The following is a 17,096-nucleotide window of genomic DNA, read 5'->3' on the forward strand; positions in this document are numbered from 1 at the left end:
CCTTCAGTCTCGCCTGACCTCGTGATGCACCCGGCACCGCGCTTCGTAGGCTTCCTGAGCGCCGACCATTACCACCGGATCGTCAAAGTGGGCGGGCTGACCCCCGATGAGGCGCTGAGTACGGGTGGCCGGTGCGCCGCAGACCACGCAGATGGCCGTCAGCTTCTCGACACTCTCGGCGCGTGAAAGCAGTTCCGGCATCACGCCGAACGGTTCACCACGGAAGTCCAAGTCGAGGCCCGCCAGAATGACGCGCACGCCTTGATCCGCCAACTCTAGAGCCAGCGGCACCAATCCCTCGTCAAAAAACTGGGCTTCGTCAAAAGCCACCACATCCGGCAAATCGGTGGGCAAGCCGAACAAACCGCCCTCGCCGCTGAGATAAGCGCGGGCGTCCACCGTGCCCGCCACCGCCACCGCCTCGGCGCTCTGGCCGGAATGGCTGGCCACGCGGGTGGCGTGATAGCGGGTGTCGATGGCAGGCTTGAACACCACGGCCCGCTGACGAGCGATCACCGAGCGGTTGACGCGGCGAATCAGTTCTTCGGATTTGCCGCTGAACATCGGCCCGACGACGACTTCGAGGTGGCCGCCGGAATAGGGAGACTTGAGCATTCTTTGCGAGAGTGTATCAGGTGGGAGGAGCAGAGCAGGTGGGGAGGGTTCAGCAAGCGCCACAAAAAAACCGAGCCACTTGGCCCGGTCTGGTGCTTCAATAAATTAAAAAAGTGCTTTGTTACTCGGTTTTGCCACGGTTGCGGTAGCCAGTGCCGAAGCGCTTGTTGAACTTGTCTACGCGGCCCTCGGCGTCGAGGAAGCGCTCTTCGCCGGTCCAGAAGGGGTGAACGCCGCTCCAGACATCAACGTGGATTTCAGGCTTGGTGCTGAGCGTTTCCAGAACGACTTTGCCTTGATAAATGATTTTGCAGGGAACTGCTTTGGGGTGAAGGTCTTTTTGCATTATGGTTTTCCTTTGCCGTCACGTCGTGGGTGCGTATACGGGCTAACCGAAAAACTATAGCAGCAAAGAGGCCAAAAAGCTAGCGCTGCTCGGTGCTGAGCGGCACTTTGAGGTCGGTTTCGTCGCGGCCCCGTGCCACGTCGCGCACGCTGCGGCGGCCAAAGCTGTGCATCAGGTCGCGCTCGGAAAGGCGCAAGACAGTGGGCCGTCCGTGCGGGCATGACCAGGGCTGATCGCAGGCGGCGAGCTGCGCCAGAAGGGCTTCGCCGCGTCCCTGATCCAGCATTCCCGCTTTGAGGGCCGGAGCGCAGGCCAAGCGGCCCAAAACTTCGCGCTCGGCGTCACCGCTGACACCCAGCGCCGATTCAATAATTTGCTCGTGCAGCCTCGGCAGCGGTAGGGCAGCGAGGGCGGCGGGCAAACTTCGCAGCCTGACCAGCCCCGCGCCGAATTCTTCCAGCGTCAGGCCCCAGCTTCTGAGGTCGTCGCCGCGCTCGTGCAGGCGGGCAAGTTGTTCGGGACTGAGTTGCAGCAATTCGGGTTCCGGCAGCTCAAACGGCGGCTCAGCGCGGAGGCGGCGCGAGAGTTCTTCGTAGAGGACGCGCTCGTGGGCGGCGTGGGCATCGATGACCCACAGATCGCCCTCGCCCTCGGCCAGCAGATAGGTCTGGCGGTATAAGCCCACCAACGTCAGGCTTGGAAAAGCTCCTTTCTGAGTCGGGTTGGGCGCGGGGGCAGGCACTCGCAACTCCGGCAGCGGGCGCGAGAGCGGGTGCGAGCTGAGCGCCGCTTGAACCGCCGCCGTCACCTTGAGGCAGAGTTCTTGCAGATCGGCCAGCGCCACCACTGCTTTTGCAGGATGGACATTAGGGTTCACATCTTCGAATGGCAAAGTCAAATCCAGCACGCACAGCGGGGCGTGTCCGGCGGAAAGCAGTTCAGCGTATCCGTCGATCACGGCGCGTTCCAGTTCCGGGGGAGCCAAGACGGGGCGGCCATTCACTGAGAAATGCATTCGGTCACGGCGCGGGCGGCTCAGCTCGGGGCGGCTGATGACGCCTTGCAAAGTAGGCGTGCTGACGCTGATGACGCGGTTGGCGTTGAGCGGGCCGTAAACGCTGGCCACCGCGCCCCTATGATCGGCGGGTGCGTGGAGCAGCCTCGTTTCGCCGTCTAATGTCAGTTTCCAGTGGAGGCGCGGCCAGTGCAGCACGTAGCGCGAGACCAGCGCGGTGATTTCGCGCAACTCGGCTCCCGCTGGAAGCTGGGTGCGGCGGCGGGCGGGCAGGTGCCCGAACAGATCCGAGACGCTGACGGTACTGCCTGCCGGAGCGCTGACTTTGGTAACCTCCACGACGTCACCGTGGGCGGTGAGCAGGGTGGCCCCCAGTTGCGCGGGCGGGCGGGTGACGAGCCGCAGTTGCCCGGCCTGCGCCGCCGCCCACAGTGCCTCGCCCCGGAAGCCCAGCGTGGTTACGCGGTCGACCGATTCGAGTTTGCTGGTGGCGTGCCGAAGTGGGGAGAGGGGTACGTCTGAGGCTGGAATGCCGCTGCCGTTGTCGCGCACCCGAATGAGACTCAGGCCGCCGCCGTCCACTTCTATTTCAATGCGGCTGGCGAGGGCGTCTAGCGCATTGTCCAGCAGCTCGCGCACCACGTCTAACGGGCGTGAAACGACCTCGCCAGCCGCGATCAGGCGGGCAGTTTCGGGGGAGAGGAGGCGGATAGACACGCTTCAGTGTCCTGCGTTCGGATGCGGGCAAAGGTCGTGGACGCGGCCAACGCTTAAATCGAGTGCGCCACTCGGCAGAATGTGGACGGTCATTCCCTGACCTCTATACCGTCCCTGCGTTCCTAACACGTCATTCAGCGCGTAGCGGCGGCCCCGGTAGCGCCGGATCATCAGAGACTGTGTGTTGGACGGGATGAGTTGCAAGGTCTGTCCACTTCGGCAGGAGAGTGTTTCGAACGGCAAGTTCATGGAACCCGGCGCGAGAACAGCTCCACCGTCGGCCAGCACGGAAGAAAGGCCCGATGCCAGACACAAGACCAGCCCTCTTTTAATCGTTTCCAGTTTCACAGCTCCCCCTGCCACTTGTGCAGCGTCGCCAAAGCCTCCAGCGGCGTCAGCCGCGTCAAATCTAGCGCGGCCAACTCGGTGTGCAGCGCGTTGCCCTTGGCTTCGTCACGGGCGTTGAGGCCGCTGAGGAGTGCGGCGGCGCGGGTGGTCACGCGGGCGGGCAGTCCTGCGAGGCGGGCCACTTCGACGCCGTAGCTTTGGCTTGCCGCCCCAGCAATCACCTGATGGTAAAACGTCAGTGCACCAGCATCTTCCTCTGCGGCGACGTGGAGGTTGATCAAACCGGGCAGCTGGCCTTCAAGACGGGTTAGCTCAAAATAATGGGTGGCAAACAGCGTATACGCGCCCGTATCGTGCAGGTGTTCCAGCGCTGCCTGCGCAATGGCGAGGCCATCTAAGGTGGAAGTGCCGCGCCCGATTTCGTCCAGAATAATCAGCGATTTGGGCGTGGCGTGGTGCAAGATGCCCGCCAGTTCGTGCATCTCCACCATGAAGGTGCTTCTTCCGCCTGCTAAGTCGTCCGACGCGCCGATGCGGGTGTGGATGCTGTCGAAGATCGGCAGGTGGGCCGCGTCGGCGGGCACGAACGAGCCGATCTGGTGCAGCAGGGCGCAGATGGCCACAGTGCGGAGGTAGGTGCTTTTGCCGGCCATATTCGGCCCAGTCAGCAGCAGGGTGCGGCGGCTGGGCGAGAGTTCGGCGTCGTTGGGTACGAAGGTGCCGCTACTGACCAGCTCCACCACCGGATGACGGGCCTGGCGCAGGGTCACGGTCTGGTCGGCGTCCTCCAAAGTTTGCGGGCGCGTCCAGGCGCGGGTCGCGGCGATTTCGGAAAGGGCGCACAGCACGTCGAGTTCGCTCAAGGCTCCGGCGGCTTCGCTGAGCGCCTCAGCATGAATACTCAAGCCTGCCCGGAGTTCGGTGAACACTTCCACTTCCAGCCGCTCGGCGGCCTGCTCTAAGCGGGCAATTTCACGCTCACGCTCGCGCAAATCGGGCCGGGTAAAACGGGCGCGGTCTTTGAGGGTGGCGATCTGGCGGTAATCGGCGGGCACCTTGCTTAAATGCGCCGCCGTGACTTCCAGAAAGTAGCCGAACACGTTGTTGTAACCGACCTTGAGGCTGCCGATGCCGGTGCGCTCGCGCTCACTGCGTTCCAGCTCGGCCAGCCAAGCGCGGTGGCCCAGCGCTTCGGTTCGCAGGCCGTCCAGCCCAGCGTGAAAGCCCTCGCGGATCAGGCCCCCGTCGGAAGCCCGGATAGGCGGCTCGTCTACTAGGGCAGAGCGGATCAGGCGCACCACATCGGGCAACGCGCCCAGCCTTGCCCGCACGCCCGGCAGCAGCCCTGCGCCACTCACCGAACTCAGCAAGTCAGTGGCGTCAGGAAGGAGTTCTAAGGTGCGGGCCAGTGAAGCCACTTCGCGGGGTGTGGCGCGGGCCGAAGCGACGCGGGCGGCGAGGCGCTCCAGATCGTGGGCACGGTAGAGCAGTGCCCGCACGCCGCCGCGCAAATCGCTGGCGCGGGTCAGGGCTTCCACCGCGTCCAAACGGGCCTCCAAGCTGAGACGGTCGAGCAGCGGTGAGCGCAGCCAAGCCCGCAACCTGCGCCGCCCACCTGCCGTGCGCGTTTCGCCCAGCGCGTCCATCAGGGTGCGGCCCTGCGGCGACTGGGCGGTAAAGATTTCCAGCGCCCTAAGCGCCCACTCGCTCAGGCGCATCTGCGCTCCGGGTTCAAAGCGGCTCAGGCGGCGCACCATCTTGAGGTCTCCGCCTTGCACCCCGGTGTGGATGCTGCGGGCGTAATTCAGCACCGCGCCGCAGGCTCTGGTCAGGCCCGAATGCTGCTCCAAGACGCCGGGCACCTCGCCCAGCACTGCCACCAACGCTCCTCGGCAAGCCTCGTCTTCAAAGTTGCCGTGCGAGAGCATCAGCGGGAATCTCGATTTGAAATCGCTCAGGAGCGCGGCGTTTTCGGAGAGTTCGGGAGCCAGCAGCACTTCTCTGGCCCGCCAGCGGCTGAGTTCATCGTAGAGGGCGGTGCGGCTGCCGAACGCGGCGCAGCGGAACTCCCCGGTCGATACGTCCAGCAGCGACAGCGCGTAGCCGTCGCCCGTCGCCACCGCCGCCAAATAATTTTCGTCGGCGGTCAGGTGCCGCTCCTCAGTGACGGTGCCGGGGGTCAGCAGTTGGGTGACTTTGCGCTCCACCAGGCCCGCGCCGGGAAGTTCCATCTGCTCGGCCACCGCCACGCAGACGCCTTTGCCCAGCAGGCGTTCCACGAAGCTGTCGAGCGTGCGGATCGGGATTCCGGCCATCGGGGTCGAGAAGTCCTTGCTGCTCTTGTGGGTCAGGGCGATGTTGAGCAGGCGGGAAGCGCGTTCGGCGTCCTCGCCAAAGGTCTCAAAAAAGTCGCCGCACTGAAACAGCAGCAGCGCTCCCGAATGCTGGGCTTCGATTTCGTCGCGCAGCGCCACGTACTGCTCCAGCATCGGCGGCAGCTTACCGGAGCCGCTTCCCCTGAGTTTGCCGCGCTGCGGATCAAGCGTGAGCGCCAAAATGGTTCCCGTCATCTGCTCGGCAGTCTAGCGTTTCTGTTGTGAGCGTAGCGGGGAGCAAGCTCACGGTTTGAACACTCAGCGCTTGACTGGGTTCAGCTCGCCCGAACCGCTCGGCTGCGGCGCTTGGCTTCATACATGCGGCTGTCCGCCAGCTCGAGGAGCGCCGCCGCGTCTTGCGGCTCAGCGCCTTTGGGGTGATAGGCCACGCCCGCGCTTGCTCCCGCCCTAGGAAATCCAGCGGTTCGCAGGCGCTGCACTGCCCGCTGCACCCGTCCCAAAGCTTCTTCCTCGGCCAGCGGCGTGAGATTGGGCCACAGCACCGCGAATTCGTCACCGCCGAAACGGTAGACCTTGCCCTGCGGCGTAAATTGAGCTTGCATCTCGCTGGCAAACTTCACCAAGAGCGCGTCACCGCGTGCGTGGCCTTCGTGATCGTTGACCAGCTTGAGGCCGTCTAGATCGGCCACCAAGACGCCGTAAGGCTCGGTCAGTTCGTCCAAAACGGCCATCGCTTGATCGAAGGCGCGGCGGTTGCCGAGGCTGGTCAAGCTGTCTTTGCCTGCCGCTTCTTCAACTTGTTTGAGGTGAGCGTGCCGTTCCAGGAGAGCCCGAATGCTGCGGGCCGCCGCTTCGCACAGCGCCCGGTCACTGCTGCGCCAAGGCCGGGGCTGTAGCCTGAGCGTGACCAAAACGTACTGTCCATCTTGGTAGCTGCCCAGCGGCAACACCGCCATTGCCCGCACGCCGCGCTCGATAAAGTCGGGCACTGCGTGCGGATGAGCGGGGTAATCGTCTATAAAAGCCGATTTTTGCTTCTGGGCCGCCGTGCCGCTCACGCCCTGACGGTAAGCGCTGAGGCTTTGATCCACGGCCAGTTTGAGTTTTGCGGCTTCGCTGCTGTACTGCCAGCCTGCAACCAACTCGAGCCCCGCGCCGCTGCGCAGCACCAGCCCCGCCCAATCGACTTCCACCGCTTGGCTGAGCAGCTCGGCGCTCAGTTGAGCGGCTTTGGTTGGTTCCAGATCGGTGTCAAAGAGATCGGTGATGGCCGCCAGCGTTTGGGCGTGGGCTGCCGTGCGGCGCAGCTCATCGACTTGCGCGGCGCTGGCGGCCACTTGGCGGCTGAGTTCCAGTTGGCTGACCCGCAGTTCCAGCGCTTCCATCACCACCGCGCCGAAGACTTTGAGCATCAGCAGTTCCCGCTCACCGAAAGGATGCGCTTGGGTGTCGATAACGCACAGCGACCCGATGGCGTGTCCATCTGGGGTCATCAGCGGCACTCCCGCGTAAAAGGAGATGTGCGGCTCACCTACCACCAGCGGATTGCCTTCAAAACGCGGATCGCTGGCGGCGTCTTCGACGATCATCACGTCGTCACTCAAAATCGTCCAACTGCAAAACGACACTTCACGCAGCATAGTGCCGCTGTCCATGCCAACACACGATTTTCCCCACTGGCGAAACTGATCTACAAAATTAATCAGCACGATGGGCACTTTCAAGACTTCGGCCACCAAGGCCGTGAGCCGGTCAAAGCTCTCTTCGGGGGCGGAATCAAGAACGCTATAGCGGGCCAAAGCCATCAACCGCGCGTATTCAGATTCGGGGAGGGGAGCCGCTTGCATTGCTCAATTCTGCTCTTTATCCACTCTCTTTGCTCTGACAGAACATACACTCAAGGTAAACTTCTTCTCAAACAAGCACTCATTTTGTGTCAATTGGAATTGATGTCAACCTCTTGGGATTATTTGGTAGAGATGAGTAAAGAATGGGTCTTTATGTGGGCACGTCGGCAAAGCTCTTTCATCTCATATTTAGGCTCAGCTTTCATCGTGTAGGCATGAAAAAGATTCTGATTCTCAGTGTTTTAATTGCCACCGTAACTTCTGCACAGGCCGCTTCCATGCTTTCTCACACCGACACCAATTTTTTAAACAAAGCGGTTATGGGCAATATGTTTGAGATTCAGGCCTCACAATTGGCTCTGACCATGGCCAAAGCTCCTGCCGATCAGACCTTCGCCAAGCAAATGATCAGTGACCACACCAAACTCGGCAGCGACGTTCAAGCGGCAGTCGCCAAAGTTGACGCCAGCATGATGTTGCCGAGCAGCGTATCCAAAGCCCAGCAGAGAATGCTGAACAAGTTGAAGAAATCGGGCAAGAATTTTGACAAGCTCTACAAAGCCGATATGCTCAGCAGCCACGCCAAGACCATCACTCTGTTTGCAAACTACACCGCGTCACGCCACGCCAATCCCACCATTAAAGCGGCCGCGATGAACGCTTTGCCGACCATCAAAACGCACCATGATGAAGCCAAGACACTGCCCAAAATGTAATTGAAAGGCAAGAGTGCAACCAAAAAAGCAGCGTCCTGACATTGGAGGACGCTGCTTTTTTGGAGCTTATGAATGAGCAGAACTCAATTGACGCTTACGTAAGCCTTCAAAAACTCGTCGATAATGCTTTTGCCCTGCGAGGTCAGAAAGTCGGACAGGCCGTCATTGTTTTGCAGCACGCCGTAATAAGCGCTGCTCCAAACGCTGACCGGCTGCTTATACGTGTCAGTGGCTTTAGGGGAAAAATAAGACGTGCTGTCGTACACGTTGATTGAGCCGTACCAAGCGCGGGGCGTGCCGGTGGTTGCGCCAAAATCGAGCGCCACCGCGTAATCGGAGCAAGTTTTAGCGCCGAGTTCGTCAATCTTGATTTTCTTGGCCGCAGTCTGAGCCACGAAATAATCGTAGAGGCCTTGAGCGACTTTACCGGAAGTGGCTTCCATGCCGCCGATGCCCGCCGTGAAAGAGTCGTCGTCGACGCACAGTTTAATGCCGGACAAGTTGTCGTTGTCGTCGACGGCCAAAGCGGAAGAGCCCAAACCGAGCACAAGAGCAGTCAGAAGCAGAGTTGTTTTTTTCATGTTGACCTCGGCTCTCATTGCACGCTTTTTGGTGGCAAGGCGGTGTGAACCAAGAGTCAATGTCTTCGCCCCCACTGGCGGGAGACAGCAGCGGCGGGCGACCACAAAAAACGCGCCCGAAGACGCGCTTTTCAAAAGGGAATTGAGATTTACGACTTGACTTCCGCAAAGCGGCGCGAGACTTCGTCCCAGTTCACGACGCTCCAGAAGGCTTTGAGGTAATCGGGGCGCTTGTTTTGGTAGTTCAGGTAGTAAGCGTGCTCCCAGACGTCTACGCCCAAGATAGGTGTGCCGGAAACGCCTGCCACCGCCTCGCCCATCAAAGGGCTGTCTTGGTTGGCAGTGCTGACGACGGCCAATTTGCCGCCCTGCACGACCAGCCAGGCCCAGCCGGAGCCGAAGCGGGTCTTGGCAGCGTCTTCAAGTTTTTCCTTGAAGGCGTCCATCGAGCCGAAAGCGTCGTTGATGGCCTGGGCGAGTTCGCGGCTGGGCTGCGTGCCTGACTTGCCCAAGACCGTCCAGAAGAGGCTGTGGTTGGCGTGGCCGCCCGCGTTGTTGCGCAGGGCAGTCTTTTTGTCGGCGGGCACCTGATCGAGCTTGGTGATCAGTTCTTCCACAGGCAAGTTAGCCATCTCGCTGCCTTCGAGGGCTTTGTTGGCGTTGTCCACGTAGGCTTGGTGGTGCTTATCGTGGTGAATCTCCATGGTGCGGGTGTCAATGTAGGGTTCCAGCGCGTCGTAAGCGTAAGGCAGGGGGGGAAGGGTATAGGTCATGGGGGGTGCTCCTTTTTGAGTTGGGCCAGCCGGGCGAGGAAGCCCGGCCGCCTCATGGCGTGGTCTTCATCTTAACGCCGCGCCTTGGGGGTTGGGCCTTCAGGGCTTCTTTAGACGCGCCTTGCCAAATTGCCACTCGGCTGAGTTGGCTTTATATTTGGCGCTACGGCTGTGGTTTATCTGAGGTTTGCCTGAAGATTGCGGCCCGCGTGGAGTGGGCAAGCGCTGAGAATGAACGTTGCTCGGTGGGTTCGCAGCAAGTTATGGGCTGAGCGCCATCACTCCAGCGTCAGTTTGCCAGTGCGCTCGGCAAAGCGCCGCCCAGCGCCACCCAAGCGCTCAGCAAGTCTTCCGGCGGCGGCGCGGTGAGGTGCAGCTCTTCGCCGGTGGTGGGATGTGGAATGGTCAGTTGCCAAGCGTGGAGGGCCTGCCGTCCGATCACTTCGCTGGCGCGGCCATACACCTTGTCGCCCACAATCGGGCTGCCGAGGTGAGCTAGATGGACGCGCAATTGGTGGGTGCGTCCGGTACGCGGCTCACAGCGCACCAGGGCCAGCGTGCGGCCGTGTCCGTCTGGGTGCTGGGCGAGCGGCACGAAACGGGTCTGGGCGTCGCGCGAGTTGCTGCCGCCCACCGTCATGTGCTGGCGCTCGATCAGGTGGCGTCCAATTGGAGCGTCCACTTCGGCGACCCGCTCGGCTTTCCACTGGCCCGCCACAATCGCCAAATACACCTTCTGGGTTTCGCGGGCCTTGAAGCTCTCCGAGAGCGCGGCGTGGGCCGCCACCGTCTTGGCCACCACGATCACGCCGCTGGTGTCTTTGTCGAGGCGGTGGACGATGCCGGGGCGGTAGCCGCCTTCGGTATCAAAGTCGTCTTGCTCCGGCAACTTCATGCGGCCCAGGAGGGCATTGACCAAGGTGCCGGACGTGACGCCGGGAGCCGGATGGGTGGTCATCCCGGCAGGCTTGTTGAGGGCGATCAGGGCGTCGTCTTCATAGAGCACTTCAAGAATCACGTCTTCCGGCAGGACGTGGGCGCTGCGCGGCGGCGGCAAGGTCAGCGACAGGGTTTCGCCGCCGCGCAGCTTGACGCTGGATTTGGCGGCGAGCTGGCCGTCCACCAGCACTTGCCCTGAGGCGATGAGTTGAGCCACCTGCGAGCGGGACACGCCCGACAGCTCGGAAAGCGCCGCGTCGAGGCGTCCGGCGACGGCAGTAAAGGTAAGGGGGTCAGCAGACATCCCTCAAGTGTACAGGCCTGAAGTGTGGGGAGCAGAGAACGGCTATTCGTCCCAATCGTCCAAAATAATGTCGTCCAACGCGCCGCCTTGGGCTTTTCTGGCGCGTTTGTTCTCGGCGCGGCGCTCTTTTTTGCGTTTGGGCTTGGGCGGCAGGCCGATCACGTAACGGCCCTGTCCGCAGCGGGCTTCCACTTCGCCGAGCTTTTCAAACGGATCACTTTTGCCCGCGCCCGCCGCGTGGAAGTGCTGAGCGCCGCAAAACGGGCAGGCGGACACCACCCAGAATCCCACCGAGGTGCCGGGCAACTCGCGGAAGGCTACGGCGACATCGGGAACGCGGGGCGCTTTAGGCTTGGCCATACTGGCAAAAAGGTAACGCAGCCGCACCAACAAGACTGTGAGACGTGCAGGCGGCGTGTTGGCCCTATTCCTCACCCGATTTGGGAGCGCTAGGCTTCCTCACCTTCCGGTTCCAGCAAATACGTCACCACGCTGCGGGAGTGCAGGAATCCGGCGCGGGTGTACAAAGTGCGGGCTGGCCCTTCGTGGTCGTGGGCACGCACCTGCACCGCCCGCACTTCGGGGCGCTCAAAAGCCCGCTTCGCGGCGTGCATCAGCAGGGTTTTGCCGTGGCCCTGTCCGCGCTCGGCGGGATGAACGGCGAGGTAAGTCATGCGGGCGAGGTCGCCGTCGAGTTCGGTTTCGGCAAAGCCGAGCGCCTTGCCGCCGCGCCTGAGCACGCTGATCTGCACGTCGGGCGAGTGCAGGTGGGTCAGCAGTTGCGCCTCGCTCCAGTGCAGCCGCTCGCTCCAGGTGTCCTCGGCAGCGCGGTAAAGGGCGCGGTAGGTTTGGGTATCGGCGCTGTGATCCAGCGTCAGGCCATCTGTCAGCGCCGCCGCCGCGCCAAGCTGACCGCGTGACAGGCGGTAAAAATCGGTGGAATGCATCGGCAAAAAAGCCGCTGCTTCCAGCGCTCCGCGCACCGCCACGTTGTCGCGGGCGGCAAAGGCGTACACGCTTTGGTTGTCGCTGTGTTTGAGAGCCGCGCCGAGCAAGCGGGGCAAATTGCCCGGCGTTTCTGAAAGCGGGCCTTCGAGCAAGAGGCCGTCTTGAAACGGCGACAGCGCCGCGAACGCCGTGACGCTGCCGAGGTCGTCGGCGGTCACCAAACAGGTTTTGCCGCTGTTCTCAAGCGCCAAATCGTCGGGCGTGCGGGCGTCTGGAGCGAAGACTTCGCGCTCTGGAGCGCCGTCCATCCAAGAAAGTAAGCTCACCACATCTGGGCCGTCGCTGGACTGCAAGCTGCGAATCATTGACCTGACCTCCCTTGACAAGTGGAAAAGACAGAAACTCAAAACGGTGTTGGACGCTTTTTAGTGTAGACGTACATCGGTGAAGGCGAACTGTAAATCCTCACGGCATTTTCCCGCGCGGGCGTGCTAGACTTTGCTCATGCCCTGAACTGGGTACGGACTGCACTCTCCCACGCAACGCCACGACGCGCGTTTCGGGGGATTTTTTGTTTTTGGCAGGTCATTTCCTTTTTGGCAAAGCAGTGGGCCGGCAAACCAAATGGAAAACCAAACAAGCACGTGAAGGAAGGCAACACCAGGGAGGGGTCGCTTTGAAAGAGCAGACAGATTTGATGGCCTTACGCGCTCAGCTCGCCAAAGCTGAGAAGGCCAGTCGGCGTAAGCCCGCTCCCGCGCCCAAGCCAGCCAACTTGGCCCTCAAGCCGCTCAGCCCGCAGCGCGAAGCTGAGTTGCAGGGGGTCAGCACCGATGATTTTTTGCTTTCCCGCGCCCACTCCCGGCTGCGCGAAGCGGTCTACGAAGGCCACTATCACGTCTGCACCCACGCCACCCACCACGCCCGCGCCGAGGGATTCTTGGAACACGACATCATGCAGGTGCTGCTGTCCGGGCGGGTAAGGGCCATTTATCCGCAGGAGCGCCGCTGGCTGGTGGCCGGGTACTTTGAAGCCTGCACCATCAAATTGCCGCTTCACGTCGTCGTGCAGCTTGAAACCGTCCACACTCCGGCGGGTTCGGTGGACTTTTTGGACGTGGTGACAGCCTTTGTGCCCAAGCATCCGCATCACATCATCAGCCGCGTCCGCCTCGCCGTGCTGCTGCGCTACGACGACGAAACGGTGCAGCACCGGATGTCAGTGGTGGCCAACCGGGTCGGACACAAAAGCAAAGGCAAGTGGAAACGGGGAGCTTAGGCCTTAACCCTAAAAAACGCTCCACCCGCTGTTGTATTCGGGGCAGGCCATATTCCAGATGCTCTGGCTGAGCAGCGCGTTGCTGACCGAGAGGACTGTGCCGCTGCCGCGATTGACCGAAGTGACGCCGCTCGGGGCTTTGACGCTGAGGAGGCAAGCCGGATTGGCCGAATCTTTGCCAAATTGCACGGTGCTGCGAACAGCGTTGGCCCGCACATACAAAATCTCTTTGAAATTCACGAGGTAGCTGCGCGAAGCCGTATCGGTGGACGAGGGGGTCTGTGCCGCCGAGCACTCTGCTCCGCAGCGCTGGACAGCCACGCTTTGGCCGCTCAGCACAGGCGCAGTTGGTACGGTTCCACAAGCCACCAACATCAGCGGCAATACCATGAATTTTTTCACATCCCCATCATGACAAGATTGTGGGAGTTTTGTCAGAGTGGCATTGGCATGTTAAAAAGCTCCTTTTGCAGAAGGAAAATGTGAAAAAGCCCACGTAGGCCTCCTTTCCCATCTGTCTGTTCGAGAAATAAGGACGCCGCACTCCCCAATCAATTAAGGTTTGATAAATAGTTTGAGACCACGTTTTCGTCCAGTCGCAGAGCAAAAGCGGCCTTACTACTCGCTTCAAAGCGCTGACCTCCTCTGCGACGCTATGCTGAGCAGATGACTGCTGCTTCCCCCAATCCTGCCCGTGAGGTGGCCCTCCGGGTGCTGACCCGCGTGCTCGGCGGCGCTTACGCCTCTGCCGAGCTTGACCGTGAACTCAAACGTGCCCATTTGGCGGGCCGCGACTCGGGCCTAGCCACCCAACTGGTCTACGGCACCTTGCGCCACTACCGGCGGCTCAACGCCGCGCTGACACCGCTGCTTCAGGAAAGTACCCGGGACAGCACCCGCGCCGTGCTGCTGGCCGGAGCGTACGAAAAATTCGTGCTGGAAACGCCGGTTCACGCTGTGGTCAACGAGTACGTGGACTTGGCACGCGGCGGCTTCGGCCCGCCTGGACTGGTCAACGCGGTGCTGCGGCGCTTGGAGCGGCTGCCCAATGTCTCGGCTTTGCCCGAATGGTTGGAAGCCGAGCTGCAGGACGCCTACGGTTCACAGGCGCGGGCGGTGCAGGAGAGCTTGCTCGAACCTCAACCGCTCTGGCTGCGGCTGACGCCTGAAGGCGTGGGTGCCCTGCGCGGCGAGGGCAGCGAAGTGGAAGAAGGTCACGGCGACGTTTACCGCGTCTCACTTTCACGGCCTCTGGGCGTCACCTCGGCGTTCAAGAGTGGCTGGGCGCAGCCGATCAATCCGGCGAGCTTTGCTTGTGTGTTGGCCCTCGGTGAAGTAGAGGGCGTGCGGGTGCTGGACTTGGCGGGCGGCGCGGGCGTCAAGGCGGCCATGCTGGCTTCTAGGGGCGCACAAGTCACCAGCGTTGATGCCAACGAGAAAAAAGCACGCCCAGCGCGGCAAAATATGGGTAGGCTGCACCTCAAAGCCGAGTTTTTGACCGCAGATTTGACCCGGACGCCTTCCGATCTGGCCCCCGCCCAATTGGTCTTGCTGGACGCGCCTTGCAGCGGCAGCGGCACCCTGCGTGCTCACCCCGAAATCGCTTTGCGCCTGACCGAGCAGACCGTCAGCGAACTGGCCGAGCTGCAAGCCAAGCTTCTCCGTGCCTGTGCGCCGCTGGTGGCACCGGGCGGCACACTCGTCTACAGCGTGTGCAGCATCAGTGCTTCCGAGGGGCCAGCGCAAATGCAGCGCTTTTTGGCCGATCATCCCGACTTCGCGCCCGCGCCACTGCCCGATTTGCTGGTGCCCGTAACTGAGCGGGGCGCAGGCGTACTCACCATGATGCAGGGCGGCATAGACGGGTTTTATATCGCCCGGTTGCAGCGGCGCTAGGCGGGAGCGCCGACAGGAGCCACGTTTCAAGCCTCCGTCTCACGCCTTTTGCCCTGTGTTGACGGGCCTGCCCTCGATGCGGGGCAGAAGTTTGATCGTCAGCACTTAGCAACAAAAAAAGCCGCCCCGCGAGGCGACTTTTTTTTGACCTGAAATCCTTACTTGTTCAGCACTTTCTTGACCAGCTCAATGATCTCCGGCATGGTGTCGGCCACCGGCACATTGGCGTCCTTGAAGGCGGCCAGCTTGCTTTCCGGCGTGCCGACGTTGCCCATGATGATGGCTCCTGCGTGGCCCATCCGCTTGCCGGCTGGGGCGCTGCGGCCCGAAATGAACGCGACGACCGGCTTTTTCATGTTGTGCTTGATGTATTCGGCGGCGGCTTCTTCGTCGGCTCCACCGATTTCACCGATAACGACGATAGCGTCGGTGTCGGGGTCGGCTTCAAAGAGGGGCAACACGTCGGCGAAGGTGGTGCCGATCACCGGGTCGCCGCCGATGCCGACGGTGGTGGAGGTGCCGAGTCCGGCCAGTTGCAGCAGCTTGCCCGCTTCGTAGGTCAGCGTGCCGGAGCGCGAGATCAAGCCGATGCGGCCCTTCTGGGCGTAGATGCTGTTGGGCATGATGCCGATTTTGCACTCGCCGCTGCTGATCAGGCCGGGGCAGTTGCCACCGATAAGGCGCACGCCTTTACCGCCTTCTTCGCGGCTGGCGTGATCGAGCGCCTTGACTTCCTGCACCGCTTTCATCATGTCCACGGTGGGCACGCCCTCGGTGATCAAAATGACCAGTGGCACGCCCGCGTGGGCCGATTCCAGCACTGCGTCGGCGGCTCCGGCGGGCGGCACGAAGATAATGCTGGCGTCGACTTGGTGGTTGCTGACCGCTTCGCCCACGCTGTTGTAAATGGGAAGGCCTTCGTGGGTCTGTCCGCCCTTACCGGGGGTCACGCCGGCCACGACTTTGGTGCCGAATTCGCGCATGGCTTTGGTGTGGTTTGCGCCCTCGCGTCCGGTCATGCCGACGACGATCACGTGGGTGTCTTTATTGATGAGGATGCTCATTTCTTGTCTCCGGCGGTGTTGGAGTCTGCTTTGTTGGCATCGGCGGCAGCGGCTTCAGCGGCTTGGAACATATCGGGGTACATCTGAATCAAGGGGCTGTTGACTTCGGCCAGCAGCGCTTTGGCTTCGGTCTCGGCGGTTCCGGCAATGCGCATGCGTACTGGCTTGGTCAAAATGCCTTCGTTCAGCGCCTGAATCACGCCTTTGGCCACTTCGTCGGCGCGGGTGATGCCGCCGAAAATGTTGATGAAGATGGCTTTGACGTCGCTGTCTTTGCTGACCAGTTTGACGGCGTTGTAAACGATCTCGGCTTTTGCGCCGCCGCCGATGTCGAGGAAGTTGGCGGGCTTGGCTCCGGCGCGGTTGACCACGTCCAGAGAAGTCATCACGATGCCTGCGCCGTTGCCCAGCACGCCCACGTTGCCGTTATCCAGCTTGACGTAAGCGAAGCCGTACTTGGCCGCTTCGATTTCTAGGGGGTGCTCGGCTTCGGTTTCGCGCCAGCTCAGCAAATCTTGGTGGCGGTACATGGCGTTGTCGTCGATCTCGAACTTGGTGTCGAGCGCCAGGGGCGTGCCGTCGGCGTCGATGAACAGCGGGTTGATTTCCACCAACACGGCGTCGCGCTCTAAAGCGGCCTTGCTCATTTTGACCATCATGTCGGCAATTTTGTTGAGGTTGCCTTTAAATCCGGCCTTGATGGCGACTTCGCGGGCCTCGTAAGGGCGCAGGCCCGTCACGGGATCGACGCGGTGGTGAATGATCTTTTCGGGCGTGGCAGCGGCGACTTCTTCGATCTCCACGCCGCCCTCGGCGGAAGCCATCAAGGTGAAGCTCTGCACGTTGCGGTCAACGATCATGCCGACGTAATATTCCACGCCCGCATCGATGTCCACCGCTTTGGTGACGAGCACTTTGTTGACGGTCAGGCCCTTGATGTCCATGCCCAGAATCTTCTCGGCGTTTTCAAAAGCCTTGTCGATGGTGGGGCTGAATTTGACGCCGCCGGCTTTACCGCGCCCGCCGACGTGGACTTGCGCCTTGACCACGACCGGCTGGCCGTACTCGCGGGCAATAGTGCGCACCTCGTCGGGGGTGTAGGCCACTTTGCCGTCCTGCACGTTGACGCCGAACTGACGCAGAATTTCCTTGCCTTGGTATTCGTGAAGTTTCACTGTGACTCCTTTTCAAAAAAAGTTGGTCAAGAAGGGTGGGCGGCTTTAAGCTGCGCCGCTTGGGGTTGTTGCGGTGTGAGTTGTGCGGTACTGCTTTCCCGATATAGGAGTATACCCGCTGAGGCTGCCCTCTCATCTATAGCCCGCCTTGTTGTTCCTGACTCAAGAACAGGGTCAGGAACAACAAGGCGGGCGCT

17 protein-coding genes are annotated in these 17,096 nt (G+C 61.6%); 3 read left to right on the plus strand and 14 right to left on the minus strand.

Going from position 1 to position 17,096, the window contains the following annotated elements:
• Window positions 1-3: 3 nt before the first annotated feature.
• The 6 genes from FNU79_RS10535 to FNU79_RS10560 all read right to left on the minus strand — a co-directional run bounded on the left by FNU79_RS10535 (window position 4) and on the right by FNU79_RS10560 (window position 7,224).
• On the minus strand, window positions 4-615 hold the full coding sequence (locus tag FNU79_RS10535; protein ID WP_143720812.1) for a thymidine kinase: 612 nt from the start codon (window positions 613-615) through the stop codon (window positions 4-6).
• Between the two features lie 121 nt (window positions 616-736).
• Window positions 737-961 carry a 50S ribosomal protein L31 gene (gene rpmE / locus FNU79_RS10540; protein WP_124867146.1) on the minus strand — a complete coding sequence of 75 codons (225 nt, stop codon included), beginning with the start codon at window positions 959-961 and terminating at the stop codon, window positions 737-739.
• Between the two features lie 79 nt (window positions 962-1,040).
• Window positions 1,041-2,693: a DNA mismatch repair endonuclease MutL gene (mutL, locus tag FNU79_RS10545; RefSeq protein WP_143720813.1), complete on the minus strand. Its 1,653-nt coding sequence runs from the start codon at window positions 2,691-2,693 to the stop codon at window positions 1,041-1,043.
• Between the two features lie 3 nt (window positions 2,694-2,696).
• Window positions 2,697-3,041 (minus strand): hypothetical protein, encoded by a 345-nt coding sequence (locus tag FNU79_RS10550; protein WP_143720814.1) that lies wholly within the window; start codon window positions 3,039-3,041, stop codon window positions 2,697-2,699.
• Window positions 3,038-5,611 carry a DNA mismatch repair protein MutS gene (mutS, locus tag FNU79_RS10555; RefSeq protein WP_225430017.1) on the minus strand — a complete coding sequence of 858 codons (2,574 nt, stop codon included), beginning with the start codon at window positions 5,609-5,611 and terminating at the stop codon, window positions 3,038-3,040. Before mutS ends, FNU79_RS10550 begins: the two co-directional genes overlap by 4 nt.
• Before the next feature lie 80 nt (window positions 5,612-5,691).
• The gene (locus tag FNU79_RS10560) at window positions 5,692-7,224 is read right to left on the minus strand and encodes a sensor domain-containing diguanylate cyclase (RefSeq protein ID WP_143720815.1); all 1,533 of its coding nucleotides are present in this window, start codon (window positions 7,222-7,224) and stop codon (window positions 5,692-5,694) included.
• Between the two features lie 215 nt (window positions 7,225-7,439).
• Here FNU79_RS10560 and FNU79_RS10565 point away from each other — a divergent pair, with 215 nt between their 5' ends.
• Window positions 7,440-7,940, plus strand: a complete 501-nt coding sequence (locus tag FNU79_RS10565; protein ID WP_185974680.1) for a DUF4142 domain-containing protein — start codon at window positions 7,440-7,442, stop codon at window positions 7,938-7,940.
• An 83-nt stretch (window positions 7,941-8,023) separates the two neighbouring features.
• Here the strand turns inward: FNU79_RS10565 and FNU79_RS10570 are convergent, their stop codons facing one another.
• From FNU79_RS10570 to FNU79_RS10590, 5 genes are all read right to left on the minus strand, one after another.
• A complete protein-coding gene (locus FNU79_RS10570) occupies window positions 8,024-8,488 on the minus strand; it encodes a hypothetical protein (RefSeq protein ID WP_185974681.1) in 465 nt (154 codons plus the stop codon).
• A 182-nt stretch (window positions 8,489-8,670) separates the two neighbouring features.
• A complete protein-coding gene (locus FNU79_RS10575) occupies window positions 8,671-9,294 on the minus strand; it encodes a superoxide dismutase (protein WP_143720818.1) in 624 nt (207 codons plus the stop codon).
• A 289-nt stretch (window positions 9,295-9,583) separates the two neighbouring features.
• Window positions 9,584-10,537, minus strand: coding sequence for an RluA family pseudouridine synthase (locus FNU79_RS10580; protein WP_143720819.1), 954 nt, complete (start codon window positions 10,535-10,537; stop codon window positions 9,584-9,586).
• Between the two features lie 42 nt (window positions 10,538-10,579).
• Window positions 10,580-10,897 (minus strand): hypothetical protein, encoded by a 318-nt coding sequence (locus FNU79_RS10585; protein ID WP_143720820.1) that lies wholly within the window; start codon window positions 10,895-10,897, stop codon window positions 10,580-10,582.
• Window positions 10,898-10,986: 89 nt separating this feature from the next.
• Window positions 10,987-11,850, minus strand: a complete 864-nt coding sequence (locus tag FNU79_RS10590) for a GNAT family N-acetyltransferase (RefSeq protein ID WP_143720821.1) — start codon at window positions 11,848-11,850, stop codon at window positions 10,987-10,989.
• Between the two features lie 311 nt (window positions 11,851-12,161).
• On the opposite strand from FNU79_RS10590, the gene FNU79_RS10595 reads away from it, so the two are divergent.
• Window positions 12,162-12,764 (plus strand): hypothetical protein, encoded by a 603-nt coding sequence (locus FNU79_RS10595; protein WP_143720822.1) that lies wholly within the window; start codon window positions 12,162-12,164, stop codon window positions 12,762-12,764.
• Between the two features lie 9 nt (window positions 12,765-12,773).
• Here FNU79_RS10595 and FNU79_RS10600 read toward each other — a convergent pair whose 3' ends face one another.
• Window positions 12,774-13,166, minus strand: coding sequence for a hypothetical protein (locus FNU79_RS10600; protein ID WP_143720823.1), 393 nt, complete (start codon window positions 13,164-13,166; stop codon window positions 12,774-12,776).
• A 264-nt stretch (window positions 13,167-13,430) separates the two neighbouring features.
• Here FNU79_RS10600 and FNU79_RS10605 point away from each other — a divergent pair, with 264 nt between their 5' ends.
• Window positions 13,431-14,660, plus strand: coding sequence for a transcription antitermination factor NusB (locus FNU79_RS10605; RefSeq protein ID WP_143720824.1), 1,230 nt, complete (start codon window positions 13,431-13,433; stop codon window positions 14,658-14,660).
• Window positions 14,661-14,818: 158 nt separating this feature from the next.
• Here the strand turns inward: FNU79_RS10605 and sucD are convergent, their stop codons facing one another.
• Both sucD and sucC read right to left on the minus strand, forming a co-directional pair.
• On the minus strand, window positions 14,819-15,724 hold the full coding sequence (gene sucD / locus FNU79_RS10610; RefSeq protein ID WP_143720825.1) for a succinate--CoA ligase subunit alpha: 906 nt from the start codon (window positions 15,722-15,724) through the stop codon (window positions 14,819-14,821).
• Window positions 15,721-16,899 carry an ADP-forming succinate--CoA ligase subunit beta gene (gene sucC, locus FNU79_RS10615; protein WP_143720826.1) on the minus strand — a complete coding sequence of 393 codons (1,179 nt, stop codon included), beginning with the start codon at window positions 16,897-16,899 and terminating at the stop codon, window positions 15,721-15,723. Before sucC ends, sucD begins: the two co-directional genes overlap by 4 nt.
• Window positions 16,900-17,096: the final 197 nt, after the last annotated feature.

The sequence above is a fragment of the Deinococcus detaillensis genome, from assembly GCF_007280555.1.
GTDB lineage: Bacteria > Deinococcota > Deinococci > Deinococcales > Deinococcaceae > Deinococcus > Deinococcus detaillensis.